This window comes from Streptomyces sp. NPDC096152 (genome assembly GCF_044763235.1).
GTDB lineage: Bacteria > Actinomycetota > Actinomycetes > Streptomycetales > Streptomycetaceae > Streptomyces.
Genome location: NZ_JBIWFW010000006.1, coordinates 11,835 through 37,185, shown reverse-complemented (window position 1 = coordinate 37,185; position 25,351 = coordinate 11,835). Strand labels below are relative to the sequence as shown.

At 73.5% G+C, this 25,351-nt stretch carries 22 protein-coding genes; 9 read left to right on the top strand and 13 right to left on the bottom strand.

The features are described 5' to 3' along the window. Positions 1-76 precede the first annotated feature (76 nt). Both ACIQ9G_RS20715 and ACIQ9G_RS20710 read left to right on the top strand, forming a co-directional pair. Positions 77-793: a TetR/AcrR family transcriptional regulator gene (locus ACIQ9G_RS20715; protein ID WP_403611414.1), complete on the top strand. Its 717-nt coding sequence runs from the start codon at positions 77-79 to the stop codon at positions 791-793. Between the two features lie 89 nt (positions 794-882). Further along, a complete protein-coding gene (locus tag ACIQ9G_RS20710) occupies positions 883-2,193 on the top strand; it encodes an MFS transporter (RefSeq protein WP_403611411.1) in 1,311 nt (436 codons plus the stop codon). Between the two features lie 30 nt (positions 2,194-2,223). Here the strand turns inward: ACIQ9G_RS20710 and ACIQ9G_RS20705 are convergent, their stop codons facing one another. Next, on the bottom strand, positions 2,224-2,679 hold the full coding sequence (locus ACIQ9G_RS20705) for a cyclic nucleotide-binding domain-containing protein (RefSeq protein WP_403611408.1): 456 nt from the start codon (positions 2,677-2,679) through the stop codon (positions 2,224-2,226). A 369-nt stretch (positions 2,680-3,048) separates the two neighbouring features. Beyond that, positions 3,049-3,270, bottom strand: coding sequence for a 3-deoxy-D-manno-octulosonic acid transferase (locus tag ACIQ9G_RS20700; protein WP_403611406.1), 222 nt, complete (start codon positions 3,268-3,270; stop codon positions 3,049-3,051). Positions 3,271-3,548: 278 nt separating this feature from the next. Here ACIQ9G_RS20700 and ACIQ9G_RS20695 point away from each other — a divergent pair, with 278 nt between their 5' ends. From ACIQ9G_RS20695 to ACIQ9G_RS20680, 4 genes are all read left to right on the top strand, one after another. Then, entirely contained in the window at positions 3,549-4,001 is a 453-nt protein-coding gene (locus ACIQ9G_RS20695) for an ATP-binding protein (protein WP_403611404.1), read from the top strand. A 223-nt stretch (positions 4,002-4,224) separates the two neighbouring features. Further along, the gene (locus ACIQ9G_RS20690) at positions 4,225-5,094 is read left to right on the top strand and encodes a SigB/SigF/SigG family RNA polymerase sigma factor (RefSeq protein WP_403611401.1); all 870 of its coding nucleotides are present in this window, start codon (positions 4,225-4,227) and stop codon (positions 5,092-5,094) included. A gap of 171 nt (positions 5,095-5,265) precedes the next feature. Continuing rightward, positions 5,266-6,102 (top strand): DUF1206 domain-containing protein, encoded by an 837-nt coding sequence (locus ACIQ9G_RS20685; protein WP_403611398.1) that lies wholly within the window; start codon positions 5,266-5,268, stop codon positions 6,100-6,102. A 112-nt stretch (positions 6,103-6,214) separates the two neighbouring features. After that, a complete protein-coding gene (locus ACIQ9G_RS20680) occupies positions 6,215-6,646 on the top strand; it encodes a hypothetical protein (protein WP_356194037.1) in 432 nt (143 codons plus the stop codon). A gap of 111 nt (positions 6,647-6,757) precedes the next feature. On the opposite strand, the gene ACIQ9G_RS20675 is transcribed toward ACIQ9G_RS20680, so the two are convergent. Next, positions 6,758-9,040 (bottom strand): FUSC family protein, encoded by a 2,283-nt coding sequence (locus tag ACIQ9G_RS20675; protein WP_403611395.1) that lies wholly within the window; start codon positions 9,038-9,040, stop codon positions 6,758-6,760. Positions 9,041-9,121: 81 nt separating this feature from the next. Further along, complete coding sequence (locus ACIQ9G_RS20670) at positions 9,122-10,486, bottom strand: NAD(P)/FAD-dependent oxidoreductase (protein ID WP_403611392.1); 1,365 nt, start codon at positions 10,484-10,486, stop codon at positions 9,122-9,124. Between the two features lie 243 nt (positions 10,487-10,729). Here ACIQ9G_RS20670 and ACIQ9G_RS20665 point away from each other — a divergent pair, with 243 nt between their 5' ends. After that, positions 10,730-11,203 (top strand): MarR family winged helix-turn-helix transcriptional regulator, encoded by a 474-nt coding sequence (locus ACIQ9G_RS20665; protein ID WP_403611389.1) that lies wholly within the window; start codon positions 10,730-10,732, stop codon positions 11,201-11,203. Between the two features lie 42 nt (positions 11,204-11,245). On the opposite strand, the gene ACIQ9G_RS20660 is transcribed toward ACIQ9G_RS20665, so the two are convergent. The 6 genes from ACIQ9G_RS20660 to ACIQ9G_RS20635 form a co-directional block, all read right to left on the bottom strand. Then, positions 11,246-13,009, bottom strand: a complete 1,764-nt coding sequence (locus tag ACIQ9G_RS20660) for a PP2C family protein-serine/threonine phosphatase (RefSeq protein WP_403611386.1) — start codon at positions 13,007-13,009, stop codon at positions 11,246-11,248. Next, positions 13,006-14,100, bottom strand: a complete 1,095-nt coding sequence (locus ACIQ9G_RS20655; RefSeq protein ID WP_403611384.1) for a SpoIIE family protein phosphatase — start codon at positions 14,098-14,100, stop codon at positions 13,006-13,008. Before ACIQ9G_RS20655 ends, ACIQ9G_RS20660 begins: the two co-directional genes overlap by 4 nt. Beyond that, on the bottom strand, positions 14,100-14,540 hold the full coding sequence (locus ACIQ9G_RS20650; RefSeq protein WP_403611381.1) for an anti-sigma regulatory factor: 441 nt from the start codon (positions 14,538-14,540) through the stop codon (positions 14,100-14,102). Before ACIQ9G_RS20650 ends, ACIQ9G_RS20655 begins: the two co-directional genes overlap by 1 nt. Beyond that, complete coding sequence (locus ACIQ9G_RS20645; protein WP_403611379.1) at positions 14,540-14,959, bottom strand: STAS domain-containing protein; 420 nt, start codon at positions 14,957-14,959, stop codon at positions 14,540-14,542. The genes ACIQ9G_RS20650 and ACIQ9G_RS20645 overlap by 1 nt, the downstream gene beginning before the upstream one ends. Next, positions 14,956-15,858 (bottom strand): STAS domain-containing protein, encoded by a 903-nt coding sequence (locus ACIQ9G_RS20640; protein ID WP_403611376.1) that lies wholly within the window; start codon positions 15,856-15,858, stop codon positions 14,956-14,958. The genes ACIQ9G_RS20645 and ACIQ9G_RS20640 overlap by 4 nt, the downstream gene beginning before the upstream one ends. 218 nt (positions 15,859-16,076) lie before the next feature. Continuing rightward, positions 16,077-17,246: a PP2C family protein-serine/threonine phosphatase gene (locus tag ACIQ9G_RS20635; protein ID WP_403611374.1), complete on the bottom strand. Its 1,170-nt coding sequence runs from the start codon at positions 17,244-17,246 to the stop codon at positions 16,077-16,079. 173 nt (positions 17,247-17,419) lie between these two features. Between ACIQ9G_RS20635 and ACIQ9G_RS20630 the strand changes: the two genes are divergently transcribed. Further along, positions 17,420-17,905: a MarR family winged helix-turn-helix transcriptional regulator gene (locus tag ACIQ9G_RS20630; protein WP_403611372.1), complete on the top strand. Its 486-nt coding sequence runs from the start codon at positions 17,420-17,422 to the stop codon at positions 17,903-17,905. Positions 17,906-18,052: 147 nt separating this feature from the next. Here the strand turns inward: ACIQ9G_RS20630 and ACIQ9G_RS20625 are convergent, their stop codons facing one another. Then, positions 18,053-18,454, bottom strand: a complete 402-nt coding sequence (locus ACIQ9G_RS20625) for an STAS domain-containing protein (RefSeq protein WP_403611371.1) — start codon at positions 18,452-18,454, stop codon at positions 18,053-18,055. Between the two features lie 350 nt (positions 18,455-18,804). Here ACIQ9G_RS20625 and ACIQ9G_RS20620 point away from each other — a divergent pair, with 350 nt between their 5' ends. Next, complete coding sequence (locus ACIQ9G_RS20620) at positions 18,805-19,134, top strand: STAS domain-containing protein (protein WP_403611369.1); 330 nt, start codon at positions 18,805-18,807, stop codon at positions 19,132-19,134. Between the two features lie 9 nt (positions 19,135-19,143). Here ACIQ9G_RS20620 and ACIQ9G_RS20615 read toward each other — a convergent pair whose 3' ends face one another. Together ACIQ9G_RS20615 and ACIQ9G_RS20610 are read right to left on the bottom strand one after the other, a co-directional pair. After that, the gene (locus ACIQ9G_RS20615; protein WP_403611367.1) at positions 19,144-21,660 is read right to left on the bottom strand and encodes a SpoIIE family protein phosphatase; all 2,517 of its coding nucleotides are present in this window, start codon (positions 21,658-21,660) and stop codon (positions 19,144-19,146) included. 97 nt (positions 21,661-21,757) lie between these two features. Further along, the coding region (locus ACIQ9G_RS20610; protein WP_403611365.1) for a HAMP domain-containing protein at positions 21,758-25,351 on the bottom strand (3,594 nt) is incomplete at its 5' end.

Genomic DNA, 25,351 nt, shown 5'->3' with positions numbered 1-25,351 from the left:
GCGGCCCGGTCGCGTAAGGTCAATGGCGTTGGCATAAGCGCGGAGCCGAGGAGCCCCGGAACCGAGGAGGCGGACGATGCCGAAGACCGTGGTGCCCGAGGAGAAGCGGCGGCGGCGCCGGCCCACCCGCGGCGGCACCGTGCTGTCCGAGGGGCTGATCGTCGGGACCGCGCTGCGGCTGCTGCGCGAGCACGGCAGCGCCGGACTCACCGCCCGTCGGCTCGGCCTGGCCCTCGACTGCGACCCGAGCACCCTCTACCGGTACTTCCGCGGCATGGACGACCTGACCCTCGCCATCGGTGACGCCCTCGTCGGACAGGCCCTGCGGGACTGGGCGCCGACGGGGGAGTGGCGGGCGGACCTGCGCACCGTCGGGCTGCGCATCCACGCGGTGTACGTCGCCCACCCGCAGGCCGCCCTGGTCACGACCAACCGGGTCACCGGCCGGGCCAACGAACTCGCCGCCGACGAGGCCGTCCTGGAGGTGCTGCGCGGTGCCGGCTTCCCGCTGCCGGACACCGTGCGCATCTACCACGCCTTCATCGACCAGACCCTGGCCTTCGCCGCCCTGGACGCCGCCTCCCTGGCGCTGCCGAGCGCCGCGCTGCGCGCCGACGACGCGATGTGGCGCTCCACCTACGCCCGGCTGCCCGCCGCCACCCACCCGCGCATCGCCGAGGCCGCCCCCCTCCTCGCCACCCGCATGGTCACCAGCGCCTATCCGACGGCCCTGGAGATGCTCCTGGACAGCGCGGCCGCCCGCCTGGAGGCGCTGCGCGCCACCCCGTCCTGAGCGTGGCCTCCAGCGCCGTGCCCGGGGCCCGGCCGGTGCTGCGATAGTGGGGGCGGACAACAAGATGTAACGAGCAATCAGGAAGCCCGGTGGACACGAGCGAGAGCCCCGACAGCAGCACGGCCGCCCCGGCCGCGGCCGCCCCGGACCCGGACGGCCCCGCCCCGCGCGACCGGCGCCGCTGGGCCATGGACACGCGCCCGCTGCGCCGCCCCGCCTACCGCAGACTGTGGTCCTCGACCGTCGTCACCGCCGTGGGCAGCCAGCTCACCGCGGTGGCCGTGCCCAAGCAGATCTACGACATCACCGGCTCCTCGGCGTGGGTGGGGTACGCGAGCCTCGCCGGGCTGCTGCCGATGGTCGTGTTCGCGCTGTGGGGCGGTGCGGTCGCCGACACCGTGGACCGCCGCAGGCTGCTGCTGGTCACCAACAGCGGCATCGCCGTCACATCCCTGCTGTTCTGGGTGCAGGCCGTGACCCGACTCGACTCGGTGGGTGCGCTGATGGCGCTGCTCGCCGTGCAGCAGGCCTTCTTCGGCCTCAACTCCCCGGCCCGCAACGCCTCGATCGCCCGGCTGGTCCCGGCGCACGAACTGCCCGCCGCCGGCGCCCTCGGCTCGACCGTCGCGCAGACCGGGCTCGTGGCCGGGCCGCTGCTCGCCGGCGCGCTCATACCCGTTGTCGGGCTGCCCGAGCTCTATCTCGCCGACGCCGTCGCCCTGTGCGTCGCGGTCTGGGCGGTGCTGCGCCTGCCGCCGCTGCCACCGGCGGCGGGCGGCGGGGCCCGCCGTGCCGGGCTGCGGGAGATCGCCGCCGGGTTCCGCTACATCGCGCGGCACAAGGTCCTGCTGTTGTCCTTCCTCGCGGATGTCATCGCCATGGTCTTCGGCATGCCCCGGGCCCTGTTCCCGCAGCTCGCCGCCGAGACCTACGCCCCCTACGGCGAGGGCCTGGCGCTCGGTCTGCTGTTCGCGGCCGTCCCCGTCGGCGCCGTGGCCGGCGGGCTGTTCTCGGGCACCTTCTCCCGGGCGCGCCGGCACGGCTGGATGGTCATCGGGTCGGTCACCGCGTGGGGAGCGGCCGTCGCCGGGTCCGGTCTGAGCCGAGATCTGTGGATCGCCGTGGCCTTCCTCGCCGCCGCCGGAGTCGCCGACATGGTCTCCATGGTCTTCCGCGGCGCGATCCTGCTGTCCGCCGCCACCGACGAGATGCGCGGCCGGATGCAGGGCGTCTTCACCGTCGTCGTCGCGGGCGGCCCGCGCCTGGCGGACGTGCTGCACGGCACCGCCGGCTCGGCCTTCGGCCCCCGCGCGGCCGTGACGGGCGGCGGGCTGCTGGTCGTCGCCCTCATGCTGGGCCTGGCCGCCGCCGTGCCCGCCCTGCGCCGCTACCGCGTCTGACGCGCCCGGCCCGACGGCCGGGGCCGGGGACTACAGCGCGCCGCGCCGGGGGATCGAGTACTGCTCCAGCAGCTTTCCCCGGGTCATCTCCAGCCGGTGGGCGAGGATTTCGCAGACGGTCCGCACCAGCGACAGCCCGAGCAGCGGATCCTCCACGCACAGCGCGAGAACGGGCGGCGCCTCGAACTCGTAGGCGCGCACCTTGCTGAAGGCCTCGGCGCCGAAGTCCCACTGGTACGGCGGGAACAGCCAGGACCAGCCGAGCAGATCGCCTGCGCCGAGGCTCGCGACCGTCACCCGGCGCAGCGGCGTCACCCGCTGGTCCAGGTGGACCGCGCCGGAGCGGATCACCCAGAACCGGTCGGCCGTGCCGCCCGCCTCGAAGATCCTGGCGTCCTCGGGGAAGGAGACCTCCTTCGCCAGCTCCATCAAGCGCTCGCGTTGCGCATGGGGGAGGGCGGTCAGCAGCTTTATCGCTTTGGTCATGACGCTGGGCTCCTCGCCGGCGATGGATTCCGCGCATTTCCCTACGCCCATTTCAGCCGCTGCCGCCGCCCCGGGCACCTCGGCGGGGGCGAGGCCGGTCCGGGGCGGCGCGGGCCACCCGGCCGGGGGCGGACGGGGGCTGGTCGCTCGGGGGGGGGGGGGGCGGGGGCCCGCGCCAGGGCATGAAAAAGCCCTGGCTGGACGGGGGAGACCAGCCAGGGCCGTTCGCGGCGGCGTACGGAGGACGGTGGGTCGACCCCGTCGCCGCGTATGTATGAACCGTAAACCATCCTGCTCGGTTTCATGTAACCGGCAGCGGGTCAGGTGACCGGTTTCACTTTCAACCTCTCGTTCGGGGTGGCGGTGCCCTCAGCCCTCCGCGTCGTGCCGGCCCGGGGTGAGGATCTCGTCCAGCACCCGCAGGACGGTCTCGTAGGCCAGGACGCGGACCGCCGCCTCCTGCGCCGCCTCCGGGTCGGTCGGCCCGAGATCGACCCGGCGGGCGCGCCATCTCCGCTCCTCGTCCCGCGCACAGCCCCTGGCGCGCTGGATCCGCCGCAACAGCTCGTCTGAGTCCACGACTTCCGTCATGTCCTGGCACCTACCCCGCGCGGGCCGTCCCGACGACTCCCGGACGCACGCGCCCGGCAGACGTGCCACCGCCACGGCAGGGCGTCCCGTGAACCGGCGGGAGCTCCCGCGGACCGGCCGGACCCAGGTTTGGCCGGGCGTGGAGAGGTGAGCCGGAAAGGGAGAGCCGCGGTGTCCGCGCCGCACGTGGGGTCCGTCGAGGCCGCACGCGCTGGGCGCACACCGCTTCCTTCCGGCCAGGTCCGGCTTCTACCTTTCATCAGCCAGGGAGCGAGGACATGTGCGAGGAGCACAGGACCCCACCCACCGACGAGTCCCCGGGCGCGAGGCGACCGCCCGTACCGCCCGGCCCCGGGCCGTGCGAACCGGCCGAAGCGCGGCGGGAGGTGGAACGCGCCGTCGCCGCCTGCTGCCGAACCGGCCACGCCCCGTGTGACGCGCACGCGCTCGCGGACGCCCAGCTCGTCGCGTCGGAGCTCACCACCAACGCGATCCTGCACGGCGGCGGCGTGACCGACTTCCACGTCGATGTCGACGAGTGCGGCGTGCGCGTCTGCGTGAGCGACCACAGTGACCGCCTTCCCGTGGCCCGGCCACCCGTGGACCCGCTGGGGCGGCACCGGCTGAACGGCCGCGGCTGGCCGATCGTGTGCCGGCTGGCGCGCGAGGTCCAGGTGTCGGACCTGCCCTCCGGCGGCAAGTGCATCACCGCCGTCGTTCCTCTGTACTGACCCGTTTGCAGGTGTACCGACCCGGCACGCCGACTGGCCGATGCATTTGTTTGCAGGAAGCGGAGTTTGTTCCCCCACCCCCAGGGCAGTCGCAATCTCGTGCTTCGGACCGGAGGCGCGCCGGCGGAAGCGGTAGGGCTGCTCCGGGACGTCTTCCGGAGCACCGGACAGCCCACTTCTTCCGCGGTAATTCCCTGGAACCACCGTTCAGGAGCGATTCCGCATGCTCATCGAAATGTCAACAGGCCGTTCCGGTACACCCGAGGACCAGGCCGCTCCCACCCGGCGGCCGCACGACGACGCCCCCGACACCATGGCCCTCTTCCATCGCCTGGCCGCGCTGGAGGACGGCCCCGAGCGGGACGCCGTGCGCGACGAACTCGTGACCCTCTGGCTCCCCATGGCCCATCGCATCGCGGGCCGCTTCCGCGACCGCGGGGAGTCGATCGAGGATCTGCGGCAGGTGGCGGCGCTGGGACTGGTCAAGGCGATCGACCGCTTCGACCCGGACCGCGGGGCCTTCGAGAGCTACGCCGTCCCGACCGTCACGGGCGAGGTCAAGCGGCACTTCCGCGACCGGATGTGGGCGCTCAGGGTGCCTCGCCGGGTGCAGGAGCTGCGCAACAAGGTGCGCGTCGCGCGCCGTGAACTGACCCAGAACCCGGGCAGCCCCGAGCCCTCCATCGCCGACATAGCCCGCCACAGCGGGCTGACGGAGGAGGAGGTCGGCGCGGGAATGGAGGCCCTGGAGAGCTTCAGCACCCTGTCGCTGGACGCCGAACTGTCGTCCGCCGCCGAGGGCGACGGCTACAGCCTCGCCGACACCCTCGGCGCCGCGGACTCCTCGTACGACGTCGTCGTCGACCGCGAGTCGGCGAAGGAGGGCCTGCGCAGGCTGCCCGAACGCGAACGCGCCATTCTCTACATGCGCTTCTTCGAGGACATGACCCAGAGCCGCATCGCCGACCGGCTCGGCATCTCCCAGATGCACGTCTCCCGGCTCATCAGCCGCAGCTGCGCCCGCGTCCGGGCGGAGGTGCTGGCGGAGCGGGTGACCCGCCGGGGCGACGCAACCCGCCCGGCGTCCGCCTGACCTTCCGCCGCGATCACGGGACCCCCGTCCCCCTGGCTCCGGCCGGCCCTACGGCGGAACCAGCGCCTCCGCGACACGTCGCGCGCGGCACGGCCTCAGCGCCGGAGGCCGTGCCCGCGGGGCCGCGTATGTTCGCTTCCCGCCGGGGCATCCGGAGGGCGGGAGGTACGGATGGAAACGAGTGTCACGGCCCGTGCCGGGCGCATGAAGGCGCGGCAGGCGGCGAACGGCTCGGTGACGGAGGGGGCCGCCCGGGCGGGACTGACCGCCCGGGGAGTGATCTACCTGCTGGTCGGCGTGCTGGCCCTGCGCGTCGCCTTCGGAGACGGGAAGCACCAGGCGGACCGCAGCGGCGCCCTCGCCACGATCGCGGACGAGCCCTTCGGCTCGGTCCTGCTGTGGGCGCTGGGCATCGGCCTGGTCGGCATGGCCGTGTGGCGGCTGTCGGAGGCGGCGTTCGGCTCCGCGGGTGCCGACGGCCGCAAGGCGGGCAAGCGGCTGCTGGCCGTTGTCCGGTGCGTCTTCTACGTGACCGTCGCCTGGTCGGTACTGGCCTTCGCGGCGGGCTCCGGAAAAGGCGGCCGGTCCAGCGACAAGCAGTCCCGTGACCTGACGGCCAGGGTCCTGGACGTGCCGGCCGGCCAGTGGCTCGTCGGCGCGGCCGCGGCCGGAGTCGTGATCGCGGGCGTGGTCATCGCGGTGCAGGCCGTGCGGCGCTCCTACCGCGACAAGATGAAGCTCGGGCAGATGTCGCCGAGGGTCCGGCGGCTGGTGGACGTCACCGGGGTGGGCGGCGGCGCCGCGCGCGGCCTGGTGTTCACGGCCGCGGGCGGCTTCGCGATCCGCGCCGCCGTCGACGCCCGGCCCGAGCGGGCCAAGGGGCTCGACGACACGCTGCGCGCCTTCGCCGGCACACCGGCCGGCCCGTGGCTGCTGGCGCTGGTGGCCGCCGGGCTCGTGCTGTTCGGCCTGTTCTCCTTCGCGCTGGCGCGCTGGCGCCGGGTCTGAACCGCTGCGGCCGGGCCCGCGCGTCCCTTCACCCGTGCCACCGGAGCCACCCGCTTCACGCCGTCTTCCCCGCGCGGGGTCTGATCCGTCCCTGGCGGGGAACACGGAGCGGATGAACGAAGACGAGCTTCCGCCCGACGGCCGGGCCGTGGAGGTGTACCTCGACCTTCTCCGCGTCCGGATGCCCGAGGAGGACTACGAGCTGCTGCTCGACGTGGTCGACCCGGTGCTGCGCGCCCTCGACGAACGGGGGCCCGCGACGGTCGACTTCCCGCTGGAGGGAGCGCAGGCACAGGGGCTGCCCCAGGAGATACGGGACGAGGCCGCCCTGGTCATCGCCACCGCGGTGACCGGGAGGCTCGACAACGAGCTGGTCGTCCTCGACATCGACGAGACCGGCCCGGTCCGCGTGGTCACCGACGCGGTGACCGCGTCCGACCCGGACCGCCTCACCGAGATCGCCGACTACATCCGGGACCGGCACCGGGAGACCGAGGAACTGCGCGGCATCGCCGAAGTGAGCGACATGCCCACCGACTTCTGACCCCGCTCCCGGGTCCTCGACCCGCGGCCCACGCACCGGCGCCGCGGGCTCCCGCACCTGTGCTCCGGCCCGTGGTCGGGCCGGTCCGGGGACCGGCCCGACCACGGGCCGTCACTGCTTGCGCGCCGCCACCGGCACGCCCAGCGGGCGGGCCAGCCCCACCACCGCCTCGTCGAGACGCTGCAGATGCCGCAGCACGCGGCCCGTGATCCGGTCGTAGCGCCGGGCGCCGGACCCGTCCGTCTCCAGCAGGGAGGCGATGCTCGGCCCGGCCTCCACCTCGTCGGTGGCGTGCTCGTCGGACACGTGCGCGCCGATCGCCGCGATGTTGCGCGTGATACGGCCGCACGCCGGCCGCAGCCGGGGATCCGCCGCGATGGACGGGTTCGAGGGCAGCAGCTCGGCCGTCGCGGCCAGGGACCGCGCGTGGTAGGCGCAGGTCTCCAGGAGCGCGACCACGTACTGCGCCGTGCTGCGCCGCGCCCGCAGCGGCGTGATCGGATGGGTCAGCGGCTGCGTCGCCGCCCGAAGGTCGCCGAGCGCCCGGTCCAGGTCGCGTGCCTGGTCCAGCAGATCGGCCGACGGGCCGCCGCTGAGCTGGTCCACCGCGGCGTCCGCCACGTCGGTGAGCCGTTCCAGCACCGTGCCGAGCAGTTCGTTCGTACGGAGGTCCGTGCGCACCGGCAGCACCAGCGCCGCCGCGACGACCCCGCAGGCCGCGCCGAGCGCCGTCTCCTCCACCCGCAGCACCAGCACCGACAGGCTGTAGGTGTGCAGCAGGGTGTACAGCAGGCCCAGCGCCGCGGTGACGAAGAACGACACCAGCGTGTACGACAGCGGCGCCGTGTAGAACATCGCGAAGACGAACACCAGCACCAGCGCCAGCGCCGTCCAGGTGTGGGGCCCGACCAGACCCGCCAGCACGATACCGGCGACGACACCGAGCACGGTGCCCACCAGCCGGCGGTAGCCCTTCACCAGGATCTCGCCCGTGGACGAGGTGTTGATGAAGACGATCCAGCAGGTCAGCACCGCCCAGTACCAGCGCTGGCTGGAGAGGAACTCGCCGCCGACGATGGCCAGGGCCGAGCCCACGGAGACCTGCACGGCCGCGCGGGTGGTGGGCCGCCGCAGCCCGGTGGGCCGCTCCTCCTCCGCCTCGCTCTCCTCCGCGCCCTCGATGGCCGCGTTCTCGGCGTCCAGCTCCTCCCGCGAGCGCGCCGTCGCGGGGGTGTCGTCGGACTCGTCCTGCGGTCCGTCCAGCGCGATCCTGAGTCCCAGCACGGCCCGCGCCGCCTCGCCGACGGCCCGGAAGACGTCCTGCACGGCGGGCGGCGCCGACGGGAGGTTCTCCTCCTCCCGGTAACCGAGGAGCCGGTTGCGCACGTGGGCCATCGCGGTGCCGCCGCCCTCCCCGACGGGCCGCAGCACGAGCATCCGCAGGGCGGACAGATCACGGCGCAGCGTGTCGGTCTGCTCGTCCCGCACCGGCCACGGGCCGCCCGCGGGGGCGGGCGCGCCGGGCAGGTGCAGCGTGAGGGTGTCCGCGCGCTCGGCGCCGCGGGCGCCGAGGAGCAGCAGGCCCAGCCGCTCGGCGGCGATCTCGGCGTCCGCGATCCGGCGCTGCACGGTCCGGGCGACGGCCTCGTCGGAGGTCCCCTCCTCCAGCCGGCCCTGGATCATCATGGCCGTCTCGTGCAGGCGGGCGGTGCGGTCCCGGACCTCCGCGAGGACCTTGTCCACCTCGTCGGGCCCGGCGTCGAGCAACGCGGTCTGCGCGGCCACCAGCTGGGCCAGACGGACGCGGAAGGCCTGGCGCAGCCGCTGCAGGATGCCCGTAGGCGTCTCGTACACCACCGCGAAACGGACGAACGCGCTGCACGCGAACGCGAGGGCGAGGACCCCGTACAGCCCCGGCAGCGTCGCCGGTGTCGCGCCGACGAACAGGGACAGGAAGTAGGTCTGGAAACCGATCAGGCCGAGCGCGGTGCCCCGGTCACCGAACCTGCGGCTGTAGACGGCACCGAAGATCAGCGCGACGAAGAAGAGGTCCCCGGCCACGACCCGGGTGTTGAGCAGGGCGCCCAGCGACACGGACACCAGCGCCACCAGCAGACCGAGGGCGAGGGTGACGGCCTGCCCGGCGCGCTGCTTCTCCCGGATGGCGAAGGTGGCCACCATCGACGCGATCGCCCCGGCCACCAGGTGCGTCACCGGCGCGCGCAGCACGCCGAGCACGGCCAGGGTCAGGGCCATGGCGCCCGCCGTCCGTGATCCGGCCGCCAGCCTCAGCAGCCCGGGATCGGACGCCGTGATCCGATCCCTCAGACGCGTCCAGACCGACCCCTCCGCTGCCCTCACGCCGCCGTACTCTCTCCCGCTCCACGTGATCATCCGCTCGTCCAGCATGACATGCCGCGGCCCGACCGCCCGCGGCGGTCCGGCCGCGGCGCGCGGCGGAGCGGGCCCGCTTCCTCAGACGTCCAGCGACTGCGCCCGCCGCACGTGCTCGCTCACCTGCTCCGGCGTCAGGTACGCGTCCGTGTACTCGAAGTCCTTCAGCTGGGCGGGCTTGCGGGCCTGGAAGCCGGTCCGCACGAAGTCGTCCCCGGCGACCGCGTTGAGCATCCAGTTCGTCAGGACGCGGGTCCTGGCGACATTGGTGCGCAGCGCCCCGAGGTGGTAGCCGCGGGCCACCGCCTGGGCCGGCACCCCGCGAAGCTCCACACCCAGCGGCTTGGACACGGCGTCCTTCCCGCCGAGGTCGACGACGAGTCCCAGGTCCTTGTGCTCGTACGGCTGCAACGGCCGGCCGTGCAGGGCCGCGATGACGTTGTCGGCGACCTTCTTGCCCTGCCGCAGGGCGTGCTGCGCGGTCGGCGGGCAGACCGCGTCGTCGCCCTTGGCCAGGTCGGGCACGGCGGCGGAGTCGCCGAGGGCGAACACCCCGTCGTTGCCGGGCAGGCACATCTCGGCGGTGACCGCGAGCCGGCCCTTGACCGTCTCCGCGCCGAGCGTGGCCATGAGCGGGCTCGCCACCACGCCCGCCGTCCAGATCAGGGTGCGCGTGGGCACCACCCGGCCGTCGGTGAAGGTGACCTCCTCCGGCGCGGCCTTGGCGATGGAGACCCCGAGGGAGATCTCGATGCCGCGCCGCTTGAGCACCTCCTGGGCACTGCGGCCCAGCTTGTCGCCCAGTTCCGGCATCAGCTTCGGCGCGATGTCGATGAGGTGCCACTTGATCAGGTTCGGGTCCAGCCGCGGATAGCGCTTCACGGCGGCGTGCGTCAGACGCTGCAGGCACGCGGCGGTCTCGGTGCCGGCGTACCCGCCGCCGACGACCACGAACTGCAGTCGCGAGGCGCGCTCGGCCGGGTCCTCGCTGGCGTCGGCCAGGTCGAGCTGGGAGATGACGTGGTCGCGGATGTAGGCGGCCTCGGCGAGCGTCTTCATGCCGAAGGCGTACTCCGTCAGGCCCGGGATGTCGAACGTCCGGGTGACGCTGCCGGGCGCCAGCACGATGTAGTCGTACGGCTCGTCGACGATCTGGTCGGTGATGGTGCGGATGACGCACACCTTGGCCTTCACATCCACACCGATGGCCCCGCCCGGGATGATGCGGGTGCGGTACCTCTTGCTGCGGCGCAGGGACACGGCGATCGACTGGGGCGTCAGCACGCCGGAGGCGACCTGGGGCAGCAGCGGCAGATAGAGCTGGTAGGCGAACGGCGTCACCAGCGTGACGTCGGCCTCGTCGGGGCCGAGTTTGCGTTCCAGGCGGCGGACGCACTCCACTCCGGCGAAGCCGGCGCCCACCACCAGGATCCTGGGTCGTGTCACGGTGTTCTTCCCTTCTGCGGCTCCGGGCGGTCTGTCTCTCGTTCGTGCGCCTGCCCCTGGGCCGCCGCTTCGCACCTCTTCGATCCCGCCGCGCCGCCGGCCGCCCGCCCGCCGCCGGACACGGTTCTTCCAGGCGGGTTCCCAAGATCGGGCCACGTATCGCGGCACATGTCGGTCGTGTAGTCCGTGACCTTTCGGGTAGCCCGACGTACATGACAAGTGGCGTGGCCGAGGGGAACTGACGTGGCCTGCGAACAGGGGCCCGAGCAGTGGGACCGACTCGCCCGGGGGGTGGTGGACGCCGTCGAGTGCGTCGTCGCGCTCTGGTTCTCCGCGGCCGAGGAGATCACCCCGGGGCTGCCCGCCCGTCAGCTGGTCGCGCTGAAGACCGTACGCCACCGGCCCGAGCTCAATCTGACCGCGCTGGCCGAGCACCTCGGCATCGGTCTGCCCACCGCCAGCAGGCTGTGCGACCGGCTGGAGGCCGCGGGCCTGCTGGAGCGCACCCTCCAGCCGCACAACCGGCGCGAGGTGCAACTGGTGGTGACCGCCCACGGGCAGCGGCTGCTCGCGGAGGTCACCGAGGGACGCGTACGCCGTCTCGCCGACGTGTTCCGGACCATGACACCGGAGCAGAGCGCGGCGCTGCACCAGGGGCTGATCGCCTTCCACCAGGCGCACACCGCCCCGCACGACCGGCCACTGCCGCCCGGCTGACCCCGGCCGGCCCCGCCCGGTCCCGAGGACCGCGGGCCCCGCTCAACGGGCCCGGCCGTCCGCCCCCGCCACCGGGCGCCCCTCCAGTTCGGCGCCGCTGTCGATGTGGCACAGCAGCAGGCAGACGTCGTCGTCGCGCTCGGAGTCGCTCAGCAGCGGGGGCAGCAGCCGGTCCGCCGAGCCGTCGAGGTCGGCGTCCAGGTCCGCCGAGTCGCACGCCGCGAGCGCCGCGGCGAGCCGCTCGATGCCGGGGTCTATGCCCTGCGCGCGCCGCTCCACCAGGCCGTCGGTGTACAGCGCCAGCGTCGCACCGGGGGAGAGGTGGACGGTGTGGTCCCGGATCTCCTGCCGCAGCGGGATGCCCAGCATCGCGCCGGGCTTGGCGTCGAGGATCCGCACCTGACCGTCGGGCATCCGCAGCACCGGCGGCGGATGACCCGCGGCGGCCCAGGTGAGCCTCGGATCACCGGGGCGGAACCGCGCGATGACCGCGGTGGCGAACAGGTCGGGCTGCAGATGGTGCAGGAACGTGTGCAGCTGGGTCAGCAGCTGGCCCGGGCTGCCGCCGTCGACGGCGTAGGCCCGCAGCGCGGTGCGCAGCTGGCTCATCATCACGGCCGCGTGCAGCCCGTGCCCGGTCACGTCGCCGATGACGGTGATCAGGCTCCCGTCGGGCTGCCGGAACGCGTCGTACCAGTCCCCGCCGATGTTGAGACCGTGGGTGGCCGGCAGATAGCGGGCGGCCAGGCCCAGCCCGGGGGTGGTGGGCAGGTCGGTGAGCAGGGCCCGCTGGAGGGTCTCGGCGATGTCGCGGTTGTGCTCGAAGCGCCGCGCGTTGTCTATGGCGATGCTGGCACGCCGGGTGAGCTCGATCAGCATCACGGCGTCGTCGGGATCCCAGTGCTCTCCGGGGGGCGACAGCGTCAGCACGCCCAGCGGGGCCCGCCGGGTGGGCAGCGGAACGCACAGCAGGGGCCGCTCCGGATCCAGTGCGGACGGCGGCTGGTCGTCGACTCCGGGCAGGCCGCCGGGGCGGTCGGCGGCGTACTGCGGCCGCCCGGTGCGGGCCGCGATCACGGCGGCGGCGGGGTGGGGCGCGGAGCGGTGCCGTTGGTCCTCCTGCTCGAACAGCCAGACGTCGACGCTGCTGGCGTACTCGGGGACCAGCAGGTCGGGCAGACGGCGCACGATCTCGTCGTGGTTGAGCGAGGCGGTCAGGACGGCGCTGGCGTCCGCCAGGAAGGTCAGCCGGCGGCGCGCGGCCTCGGCCTCGGTGCGCGCCTTGCGCTCGGCGGCGAAGGCCTCCCGCTGGGCCCGTCCGGCGGCGTCGAGTTCGCCGTGCAGCGCCAGGACGCCCTGGTTGGTCTGGTGCAGCTCCTCCCGGTGGAAGGAGACCAGTTCCTCCTGCTCGGCGAGCTTCTCCAGGGTCAGCGCGGTGTCCTCGTCGGCCCCGAGCAGCGCCTCGGCCAGCGTGGCCGGGTCGTCCGGCACCTCGCCGTCCGGGGCGTCCGCGGCCTCGGAGCAGGTGACCGTCGTGTGCCACGGGGGGTCCCCGGCGGGACCGGTGCCGGGGGAGGGGGTCACGGTGGCGTGCAGCAGCGCGTCCCCGTCGGCGGGCGCGGGGGCCTCCAGGTCCAGCCGCCAGGTGCCGCCCTTGGTGAGGCACTGCCGCAGGTGGGCGCTGAGGGCGGTGGCCAGGCGGGTCCGTTCGAGCGTGGGCACGCCGTACGCGGCGGCCAGCCGCGCGGTGGCGATGCGGGCCCGGGCCGCGTCGGTGACGTCGGTGATCTGCCAAGTGCGCTTCATGGGCGGTCCGGCGGGGTCGGAGTCAGGACGGCCACGGTGGTGTCGTCCCGTACCGGGTGGGCGGGGCTGCTGGTGTCGCGGAGGGTCACGGCGGCCGTCACGGCGGGATCGGCCGCCGGCAGGACGGGTCCGGACGGGGGCGTCCACCGGCTGGGCAGACCGTCGCTGTGCAGGATCAGCAGCCGGTCCGCCGTCCAGGGCGCCTCGTGCTCGGTCAGGGTCGTAGGCCGGTGCAGACCGACGATGCCGGGCCGCGACAGCAGGGCGCGCCAGCCGTCGCCCTCGCGCAGCCGTGCGCCGATGTTGCCGATGCCTGCGAAGCGCAGGAGCCCGGTCCGCAGGTCGAGCTGGGCCAGGGCGACGGCCGCGCCCCGGGTGGCGCGCAGCGCCTCGTCGAGCCGCCCGAGCAGTTCGGCGGGCCCGAGGTGCGCCGCGCGGTGCAGCGTCCGCACCGCCTCGGACGACGCGCGGGCCGCCTCCGGGCCGTGGCCGAGACCGTCGGCCAGCATCAGGGTCAGCCGGTCCCCGGACCGCACCCAGGTCCAGGCGTCACCGGAGTACGCGGCCCCGGCGAAGGGGACGTTGACCCCGCCGGCCCGCACCGGGGCCGGCCGTTCCGGGCCGGCCGAGTGGCCCGCGGGCGCCGGATCGGGACCGTCCCGCCGCGGGGCCGCGGGGCCGATCCGGGCGAGTGCCACGGTGCCCCGGCCGGCCGCGCTGTGCAGGGCGAAGTCGTCGGCGACGCGCCTGCAGGTGCCGAGGCCGGCGCCGAGCGAGTGGGCGGTGGAGAAGCCGTCCCGCTGGGCCGCACAGACGTCGGCCATGCCCGGGCCGTGGTCGATCGCGGTGATCTGCACGAGCGACGGATGCCCCGAGCCCGCCCGCGCAACCGGGGGCGCGACGACGTCGACGAGGACCTGGCCCCCGCCGGCGTGCTTGAGCAGGTTCGTGGCCAGCTCCGTCGCCACCAGCGCCGCGGCCGCCGTACGCCTATCGTCGAGCCCGGCGAGCGCCGCGGCGCCCTCGGCCGCGACCCGGGCGTCGCGCACCCGGGTCGAGTCGTGCACCGGAACGTCCCACAGCCGCGGCATCAGGCCTCCTCACGCGGATGCGGGGGACGGGCCACCCAGGAGGTCACGGTGACCGTCGTACCGGCGCCGGGGGCGCTGTCGACGGTGAACTCGTGCACCAGGCGGCGCGCACCGCCCAGCCCCATGCCCAGACCGCCGCCGGAGGTGTAGCCGTCGGTCAGCGCCCGGTTCAGGTCCGCGATGCCCGGCCCCTCGTCGCGGAAGGCCAGCCTGAGTCCGTGCGCCCGGCCGGTGACGACGTGGTCCGCCTCCATCTCCCCGCCCCCGCCGTGCACCAGCGTGTTGCGGGCCAGTTCGCTGGCCGCGGTGACCAGCTTGGTCTGGTCGACCAGCCCGAAGCCGAGCCGTCCGGCCGCCTGGCGCACGTGCTGGCGCACCCACACCAGGTCCCGGTCCGAGCGGATCGGCAGGCAGGCCCGGATGTCCGCGGCGGTCTCCATCAGGCCCTCCCCGGGGAGGTGCCGCCGGGGCCGGCGGCGGGATCCTGCCCGGCGAGCAGCCGCAGGGCGTCCTCGGTGTCGAGCGCGGTGCGCAGTCCGGGAAGGGTCAGGCCCAGCTCGACCAGGGTGATCGCGACCGCGGGACGCATGCCCGACACCACGGTCCGCGCGGCCAGCAGCCCGGCCTTGCCCGCGATCTCGGCCAGGACGCGCCCCAGGTAGGAGTCGACGACCTCCACGCCGGAGATGTCGATGACCACACCGGTGGCGCGGGTGCGGACGACGGTCTCGCCGATGTCCCGCTGGAGCTGTTCCGCCGCGCTGTCGTACAGATCTCCCTGCAGGGTGATCAGGAGCACGTCACCGAGCCGGAGCACCGGGACGTGCCCCGTGGCGGACCGGGCGAAGTCGTCGATCACCGCTGACCCACACCGTCCGGTGCCGTCGGGGTGGCGATGTCCGTGCCCAGCCGGCGCAGGGCGTGGGCCAGGGCGTCGGCGAGGGTCGCGCGGGTGACGACCGTGCCCAGGTCCAGGCCGAGGTGGACGATGGTCTGCGCGATGGCGGGCCGGATTCCGGAGACCACGCACTCCGCGCCCATCAGCCGGGCGGCCGCGACCGTCTTCATCAGATGCTGGGCCACCAGCGAGTCCACGGTCGGCACCCCGGTGATGTCGAGGATCGCGAAGCGGGCCCGCTGCTCGACGACCGCCTCCAGCAGGCTCTCCATCACCACCTGGCTGCGTGCGCTGTCGAGCGTCCCGATCAGCGGGACCGCCACGACGCCGTCCCACAGGCTGACGACGGGGGTGGCCGCCTCCAGCAGCTGGAGGCGCTGCCGGTCGATGAGGGCCTGGCCGTCGCTCAGCGCCGCGTGCTGCACCACCAGCCGCAGCGTGCCCATGAGCACGGTCAGGGCGTTCGCGCACTCGCGCACCCACTCGGCGGGGCCGTCCGCGAGGTCGGCGACGAGCAGCTCCACCACGGGCGGCCGCAGCGCGTCCACGTCGTTCGACACCTGCGAGGGGGTCAGGCCGGTCCGGGACCGCGCGGCACCCATCCGGGCCAGCTGCTCCCGCACCACGGTGAAGCCGTCGTCCGCCGGGTCCGCCACGTGCCCGGAGGCGGCGACCCTGGCCAGGGCGTCGGCCACGTCCCGGCCCGCTTCCACCGCCTCGTCCCGGGACACCGTGAACACGGCACGGAAGAGGGCCTCCTCGGCCCAGCGCTGGGCGATCTGCTCCCGGCGGCGGTGCAGGAACTCCCCGACCTCGCGCGCCGGTGATCCGTGCTGCTCCGCCGCTTCGTGCTCCGGCACCTAGCTCCACTCCTCATCCACGTGGCACCGCACGGACCCGCTGGTGCAGCGGGGCGGCGGTGCGACCTTTGCCGGGCGACAACTGTAACCACGGGCCCACCTCGTACGACACCTCGTCCCGTCCACGCGATCCGGTCGGGGCAAGGCATCCACCCCTCTGCTCGTACGCGTGTGTGAAGTCGGAGTCGCTGTTCGGGCCGGTGGCTCGGGTTGCCGGCCTACGGCGCGGGCTGCTTGCCGAACCAGTCGACGCAGACGACCAGCGCGTCGTCGTCCGGCTCGGGTCTGCCGCGGTGCCCGGTCAGCTGCCGCAGCACCGCCCCGGGTACCTCGGGCGCGGGCAGCAGCCCGGCCGACGTGATGGCCCGGTTCAGCGCCCGCTCGCCGTACTCCTCGCCGCCGGGCGCGGCGACGCCGTAGACCCCGTCGCTCACGAAGACCAGCCGGTCGCCCGGCCGGAGCGTGAACTGCTGGGGGATGTAGTCGGTCTCCTCGAACATGCCGAGCGGCAGTTGCTGCTCGAACGGCACGGGCGTGACGGAGCGGTCGCGCACCCGCAGCATCCGCGGCGAGCCCGCGTCGACCACCTGCAGCCGGCCGGTGGACAGCTCCAGGTCCAGCAGCAGCACCGACAGGTAGGCCGCCCCGCGGTAGTGCGCGTAGATCGCCTGGTCGGCGAGGGCCGCCTGGTCCGCGATGGGAATGCCCGCCCGGCGCGCGTTGCGCAGCGCGTTGAGCCCGAGGTTGGTCAGCAGCGACGCCTCGATGCCCTCGCCCATGCCGTTGGTGACGTAGAGGATCAGCCGGTCGGCGGAGACGCTCCAGTCGAAGTTGTCGCCGAAGACCGCATAGGCCGGCTCCAGCTGGGCACCCAGCGCGTACTGGGCGCCGGAGCAGGAGCGGGCCGGCAGCAGCTGCCACTGCATCTCGGCCGCCAGGGTGAGCCGGTCCCGGCGGCGGGCCCGCGTGAACACGTCCGTGTCGCGTTCGGCGACGACCACCTCGTGGCCCAGTGCCCGGGCCAGCTCGTCGAGCTCGGCCAGCAGCTCACCGCTCGCCGCCGCCGAGGGGACGGTGACGGACAGCACGCCGAGCCGGTCGCCGCGCACCGTGACGGGAAGGTGCACCCGGGTCAGGCCGTCGCGGTCCTCGAGGAACGGCTCCTGCGCGCCGAACGCGCGGCCGGCCGGGCTGCCGTGCACCGGCAGCGGGTCCGGAATGTGCGGGGAGTCCGACACGGGCTGCAGCACGGTCAGCCCGTAGTCGGCCATCAGCAACTCGACGTCCCGCGCGGCGTACTGGCTGCACAGCACTTCGCGGAGGGCGTCCACCACCTGGTGCGGAGCCGCGGAGCGCAGGGCGCGCTCGGCGGCCACGAGTCTGTTCACGATGTCGGTTACGCCATTCTCTGTGTCGCGGTACGCGGCCGTGTGCCGCACACCGGGCTGCGGCGCCGCGTCCGTGCCGTGGTGGCCGCGGCCCGTTGTTTCCATGATGATCCGTGTGCGGACCGCTGTCCCGGCTCCGGTGAGCTGACAGGTTCCGGGAAGCCTGCGAGAGTGTGACCGTGACGTCCTCCTACCCGCGCCCGCATCCCTCAGAGGCGGCGCGTGTGACCTCGGAGACGGCCGAGCTGCTGGAGGTGCTGTGGGGACGCGCCTCCACAGCACCGGTGTCCGCCTCGCAGTTGCGCGTGCTGTTCATCCTGGAGCACAACGAAGGCATCAACCTGCGCACCCTCGCCGACGCGCTGGGCTCCACGCCGCCGTCGACGAGCCGGCTGTGCGACCGCCTGGAGGCGGTGGGCTTCGTACGGCGGCAGACCGCCGCCAGCAGCCGCCGCGAGGTGCAGTTGGAACTCAGCCGCCGCGGCCGGGCCTTCCTGGGCGACCTGCGCGCCCGCCGGGAGGCGGAGCTGCAGTCGGTCCTCGAGGGCATGCCCGTCGCGCAGCGGGCCGCGCTGCTGACCGGGCTCGAGGCGTTCTGCGACGCCGCGGCGGCGCAGATCCACGGCAGCGGCGCCGCGGACGACGCCCGCACGGCCTGACGGCCTCCTCGCCGGCACATCTGTGGTCCCTCCCGCGTGACTGAACCCGCTCACTTTGTTGCCTCACGGGTACAGTTGTCAAACGACAACTGTTGCCCGTACGGGCGCACCTCCTCCCGCGAACCGCCCAGGGGCCTTTCCGGCGCGTCAGGCCTGCTGGTCCCCCGGCTCCTCGGGCTGCCCCGGCTCCTTGTCCACCAGGGCGAGCGCCTCGTCCACGTCCTCCGACACCGGCACGGTGATGCTGACCCCGGTGAGGTCGAGAATCCGCCGCACGGCGGGCGTGGGCCCGATGATGTGCACGCTGCCCGGCTTGTCGCGGACCTCCTGGTACACGCGCAGGATGATGTTCATCCCGGAGGAGTCCATGAAGGGGACGCCGGACAGGTCGAGCAGGAAGTGCCGACGGCCGTGGTGGAGCTGGTTGGCCAGATGGGCCTGCAACTCGGTCGCGGTGTCTACGTCCAGGTACCCCTCGACCGTGAGCAGGGCGACGTCCTTACGGGGGACGGTGACCTCGACGGACAGAGGATTCTGGGCAATGGGCACGGGTACCTCCAACGGGTGCAGACGGCCAGGGGCTGGTTACCCCTGCCGGCGCCTTCGATGCACCCCGAATCCGCCCGGGTGCGTGATCAAGCTCTCATCGGCGCCGACGAGCGATGGTCCGTCCGGGCCACAGGGGGAGGGGACGTGCCGCGGACGCCGGGTCCCAAGCCGTACCCCCTCACCTGCGGCTCCCGTACTTCTCACCGCCCCGCGCGTGTACCCCGTAATGCCCCGGCCATGCGTACGCCCCCGCCGGGTCGTTCGACTCGGCGGCCCATGCGTGGCACGGTGGAGTCAGCCCCCGGGCCGTACGCGGCCCGACACCCCCGTCAGAGAGGGGGGCCATACAGATGGGCACTCTTGTCTCATTGAACCGCGGCGCCACCGCCGCGACGCTCACCGTGGACACCGACATCGACGACCAGACCCGGCCCGCCGTGGAGGCGGCCGTCGCGGGTCTGCCCGGTACCGTCCGCGACCTCACCCTCGACCTCGTCGACGTCCGCTTCGTGGACAGCGCCGTGCTGCACCTGATCCTGACCGCCCGCGACTCCTTCGGCCCCGACGGCGGCCGGCTCCATGTGGCGGGCCTCGGCGTCCAGCCGCGCAGGCTGATGGTCCTCGCCACCGATCTGTGGCCGGAGGCCCGCTGGGAGGACTACCTGCCCGCGGCCGGGTAGGCCGCCGGATCAGGTGACCCGGATGCCCACCAGGCAGGTGTCGTCGTCGGTGTCCGACTTGCTGTAGGTCAGCAGGCGGTCCAGCTGCTGGTCCAGGGTCCTCGGCGCGGTGCGGGCCGTGGACAGCAGATGGGCCAGCGACTCCACCACCGACCAGTCCCGGCGCTCGATCAGGCCGTCCGTGTACAGCAGCAGGGTGTCCTCCGGCGCGAGCCGCATCTCGGCCTCCTCGAACACCGCGTCCGACAGCGCACCCAGCAACATGCCCTTGACCATGGGCAGCGGCGCCGCCTCCGTGTCCCGCACCAGCACCGGCGGCAGATGGCCCGCCCGGGCCCAGCGCAGGCTGCGCCGCTCCGGGTCGTAGAGGGCGCACACCGCCGTGGCGGTGACGGCACCGGTCAGATGGCGCGTCACGAGGTTGAGCCACGACAGCAGCTGGCCCGGCCCGGCGCCGGTCACGGCCAGGCCGCGCAGCGCGTTGCGCAGGACGACCATGCTGGTGGCGGCCTCTATGCCGTGCCCGGAGACGTCGCCCACGCACAGCAGCACCTTCCGCGACGGCAGCACCACGGCGTCGTACCAGTCGCCGCCCACCAGCTGCTCGGTCTCCGCGGGCCGGTAGCGCACGGCCACCTGGAGGTCGGACAGTTCCAGCGGCGCCTGCGTCGGCGGCATGATGGCGTGCTGCAACTGCAGCGCCAGCCGGTTGCGCTCGCTGGACTGCTGCTCGGTCTGGGCCAGCTGGTCCCGGGTCGCGGCGAGCGCCACCTCCGTCCAGTGCTGCGCCGAGATGTCCTGGTAGGCGCCGCGGACCACGAACAGCCGGCCGTCGGTGTCGAGGACCGGTTCGGCGACCACCCGGATGTGGCGGGTCACCCCGTCGGGCCGCTGCAGCCGGAACGCCACGGAGGCCGGCCGCAGGTGGTGCAGCAGGGTGCGCAGGAACCGGCGGATCGCCTCGGTGTCGTCCGGGTGCGCATGCGCCGGCAGCTCCTCCAGCGGCACCGGGGTGCTCGACGGGGGCCGCCCGTACAGCTCGAAGAGCTGGCCGTTCCAGGTGATCTCGCCGGTGAGCACGTTCTCCTCGAAACCGCCGATACGGCCGAGGCGCTGTGCGTGCTGGAGCAGGCTCGCCAGCCGTGCCGTCTCGTCCTCGATACGCCAGATCAGCAGCACGCTGTTTCCGTGCCGGCTGATGCTGATGTCCGCGACCGCCGACAGCGGCACCTGGTCCACGAGCGCGGTCAGCTGCATGCGCTGGGCGCGGAACGACTCGCCCGTGGCGTACACCCGCTCCACGCGCTGGAACAGCTCGCTCTTCCCGGCGGCCATGGGATAGGCCTCCAGCAGCAGCGCACCGTTGATCACCGCGCGCGGCCGGCCCCCGGGGTCGAGGAAACGGTCGTTGACGTGCTGGATGCGGAAGTCGACGAGCTGCCCGGAGGCGTCGATGTGCGGCACCAGCACCAGGGCGGGGTCGTGCAGGCCGTCGGCCAGGTCGATCAGCTCGGCGGCGTCCGGCAGGATCCGCGGCTCCGTGGTGAGGTCCTGGTGCTGCGTGTACGTCTCCAGCGTGTGCGCGCACAGCTCGGCCAACGCCTCCAGCTGGCGGACCACCTGGGGCGGCTGCGGCTCCAGCGGCCCCGGCCAGGCGATCTCCAGCACACCGTGGATGCGGCCGCCGGTGCCGGCGGGTACGGCCACCCGGCCGCCGTCCGGATGCACGTGCCGTCCGATGGTGGGCAGGCCGGTCTCGGCGAGCGAGGTGAACCACTGGCCCTCGCGCGCGGTGAGGCCGCGCCGCGCCACGGTGTCCACCTCCGGGGGCACATAGCGCCACCGGGTGCCTTCGGAGGGGGAGAAGCCGGCGCTGCCCGCCAGGGTGAGCGAGCCGTCGGGCCCCGCGGCCCAGACCGCCACGGCCACCGCGCCGAGCGGGCGCAGGGCGTGCTCCAGCAATGAGTCGGCGACGGCCTGGGTGTCGTCCGCGGCCAGCGCCCCGCTCTCGGCCGCCCGCAGCCGTACGGCGGCCGACCCGTTCTCCTCTGCCGTCGCGGCGGCGATGAAGGCGTCGGTCACCTCGGCCACCCGGTCGTGGGCGGCCTGGTTGATGACCTCGACGGCGAACTCCAGCGGAGTCACCTTGGCCTGGTCGGTCAGCTCCTCGAGCTGCCGGGCGGCCTGCGCCGGCCCGCAGCCCAGACGTTCGACCAGGATGCCCTTGGCGAGTTCGATCAGGGCCCGGCCCTCGGCCTCCGCCTGGGCGTCCCGCACCTCGCGGCGCAGCCGCTCCACCGTGGCGGCCAGCCTGCCGACGGGGGAGCCGGAAGAGACGCCGCCCGGCAGGTCGCGGAGCGCGGGGTCGGCCGCGTCCGTCTGCTGCCCTGGGTCGGCGGTGTCCGTCTGCTCCGGCTGCGCGGGGTCGGCGACGTCCGTCAGCTCCGGCTGCGGGGGAATCGCCGACGCCTCCTCCGGGCACGGCTCGGCGCCGGCCGGCTCACGTGGCTGTTCGGACGTGGTCACGATGCGAATGCTCCTCCGCTGCGGGATCCCGGGGCGCGGTCCGGACGGCCTCGGACCACGCCCGTCCCGCCCGCGGGCGGGACGGACGACGGCGCGCTCATGCGGACAACCAGCGTCGGACGCAGGCGATCAGGTCGTGGGTGTCGACGGGCTTGGTGACGTAGTCACTGGCACCCGACGCCAGGGACTTCTCCCGGTCCCCGGGCATCGCCTTCGCGGTGACGGCGATGATCGGAAGCTCCGCGTACTGCGGCATCTTGCGGATCTCCGCCGTGGCCGTGTACCCGTCCATCTCCGGCATCATCACGTCCATCAGCACCAAGGCGATGTCCGGGTTGCCGACCAGCGTCTCGATGCCCTTCAGCCCGTTCTCCGCGTGGAGCACCCGGAAGCCGTACAGCTCCAGGATGCCACTGAGGGCGAAGAGGTTGCGGGCGTCGTCGTCGACCACGAGGACGGTACGCCCGACGAAGGCGTCGTCGACGGGCGGCGCGAGGTCCTGCGGGTCCTCGGGCCGCACCAGGGACAGCACGTCACCGGGCTCCTCGGCCGACAGGTGCAGCGCGATCCGCTCCCGCAGCTCGTCCAGGCTGGAGAGGAACTCCAGCGACCCGTCGTCCTCGTGCGACCGCAGTGCCTGGGCACGGGCCACGTCGGGGCGCTGACCGCTGTGGATGAGCACCGGCACGCCGGCCAGCGCCGAGTCGCCCTGCAGCGCCTGAAGGAAGCGGGACGCCTCCCCGTCGGGCATGTCCAGGTCGAGGACGACGCAGTGGCACGACTCGTCGGCCAGGGCACCGGCCGCCTCGTGGGCGCCGACCGCGGTGATCACGTCCATCGTGGGCAGCGCGGCCCCGTCGTCCGGGGTGTGCCGGGCCACGTCGGCGACCACGCTCTCGGCGACCAGGGTCAGCAGTCCGCGCGGCCGCTCCTCCACGACCAGCAGGCGGCGCCGGCGCTGTCCGGGGGAACCCGGCCGCTCCGGTGCGACGAGCTGGGGGGCCGCCGCGGCGGGGACGAGCGCGGCCGGCTCGCTCTCCGGGGCCCGGCCGAGGGTGAGCAGCTGCTCGAAGTCGGGACGCGCCACGGGCAGGAAGAGGGTGAAGATGCTGCCCCGGCCGGGCGCGCTGTCCACGGTGACGGCGCCGCCGAGCAGATGCGCGATCTCCCGCGTGATGGACAGACCGAGGCCGGTGCCGCCGTACTTGCGGCTCGTGGTGCCGTCCGCCTGCTGGAAGGCGCCGAAGATGGACTCCAGGTGCTGCTCCGGAATCCCGATGCCGGTGTCCTTCACCCGGAACGCCACCACGGCCCCGCCGCGGACCACGCCGGCGGGCACCGCTTCGTCCGCCGCGGGCTCGATGGACAGCTCCACGCTGCCCTGCTCGGTGAACTTCACCGCGTTCGACAGCAGGTTGCGCAGGATCTGCCGCAGCCGGGAGTCGTCGGTCAGCAGGTCGGCCGGCGCGCCGGCCGCGGTGGTCACCCCGAAGTCCAGGCCCTTCTGGGTCGTCATCGGCCGGAAGGTGGCCTCGACGTACTCGATGAGCTGCCGCAGCGACACCCGCTCCGGCGCGACGTCCATCTTGCCCGCCTCGACCTTCGACAGGTCGAGGATGTCGTTGATCAGCTGCAGCAGGTCCGAACCGGCGGAGTGGATGATGCCCGCGTACTCGACCTGCTTGGGGGTGAGGTTGCGCGAGGGGTTCTGCGCGAGCAACTGGGCCAGGATGAGCAGGCTGTTGAGCGGGGTGCGCAGCTCGTGGCTCATGTTCGCCAGGAACTCCGACTTGTACTTGGAGGCCAGCGACAGCTGCTGCGCGCGGGCCTCGAGCTCCTGCCGGGCCTGCTCGATCTGCAGGTTCTTCGCCTCGATGTCGCGGTTCTGCGCCACCAGCAGCGAGGCCTTCTCCTCCAGCTCGGCGTTGGAGCGCTGCAGCTCCTCCTGCTGCTCCTGCAGCTCCGCCGAGCGGGACTGGAGCTCGGCGGTCAGGCGCTGCGACTCGTCCAGCAGCTCGTCGGTGCGGGCGTTCGCCACGATGGTGTTGACGTTGACGCCGATGGCCTCCCGCAGCTGCTCCAGGAAGTCCCGGTGGATCGACGTGAAGGGGGTGACCGAGGCCAGCTCGATCACGCCGAGGACCTGGTCCTCGAAGAGGATCGGCAGCAGGACCAGCGCGGCCGGAACGGCCTGGCCGAGCCCCGAGGAGATGGTGACGTAGCCCTGCGGGAGCTCGTCCACCAGGATCGTACGGCGGCTGCGCGCGGCCTGGCCGACCAGCGAGCGGCCGAAGGAGAAGCGGGTGGGCCGCTCGTCGTCGTCGGGCCGGCCGTAGGCGCCGACCAGCCGCAGCTCGGGCCCGCGCGCCCCGTCCTCGGCGAGGTAGAACGCGCTGTACTGGGCCGACACCAGGGGCGTCAGCTCCTCCATGATCAGCTCGGCCACGACGGGCAGGTCGCGGTGTCCCTGCATCAGGCTGGAGATCCGCGCGAGGTTGGTCTTCAGCCAGTCCTGCTGCTGGTTGGCCCGGGTGGTCTCGCGCAGGGACCCCACCATGGAGTTGATGTTGTCCTTGAGCTCGGCGACCTCGCCGGAGGCCTCGACGGTGATCGAGCGGGTCAGGTCGCCCTCCGCCACCGCGCTGGCGACCTCGGCGATGGCCCGCACCTGGCGGGTCAGGTTGCCGGCCAGCTCGTTGACGTTCTCCGTCAGGCGCTTCCAGGTGCCCGAGACGCCCTCCACCTCGGCCTGGCCGCCGAGGCGTCCCTCGGTGCCGACCTCGCGGGCGACGCGGGTGACCTCGTCGGCGAACGCGGAGAGCTGGTCCACCATCGTATTGATGGTCGTCTTCAGCTCCAGGATCTCGCCGCGGGCGTCGACGTCGATCTTCTTCGACAGGTCGCCCTTGGCCACCGCGGTCGTCACCAGCGCGATGTTGCGGACCTGGCCGGTGAGGTTGTTCGCCATCGAGTTGACGTTGTCGGTGAGGTCCTTCCACGTGCCGGCCACGTTGGGCACGTGGGCCTGGCCGCCGAGGCGTCCCTCGGTGCCGACCTCGCGGGCGACGCGGGTGACCTCGTCGGCGAACGCGGACAGCGTGTCGACCATCGTGTTGATGACGTCGGCCAGGGCCGCGACCTCGCCGGCCGCCTCGACCGTGATCTTCCGGGACAGGTCGCCGCGCGCCACGGCGGTGGCGACCTGGGCGATGGAGCGGACCTGACCGGTCAGGTTCGACGCCATCACGTTGACGTTGTCGGTGAGGTCCTTCCAGGTGCCCGAGACACCACGGACGTGGGCCTGGCCGCCGAGGCGTCCCTCGGTGCCGACCTCGCGGGCGACGCGGGTGACCTCGTCGGCGAAGGCGGAGAGCTGGTCGACCATCGTGTTGATGGTGTTCTTCAGTTCGAGGATCTCGCCGCGGGCGTCGACGGTGATCTTCTGGGACAGGTCGCCCTGAGCCACCGCCGTGGCGACCTGGGCGACGTTGCGGACCTGGGCGGTGAGGTTGCCGCCCATGAAGTTCACCGAGTCGGTCAGGTCGCGCCAGGTGCCCTTGACGCCCTTGACGTCCGCCTGGCCGCCGAGTCGTCCTTCGGTGCCGACCTCGCGGGCGACGCGGGTGACCTCGTCGGCGAAGGCGGAGAGCTGGTCGACCATCGTGTTGATGGTGTTCTTCAGTTCGAGGAT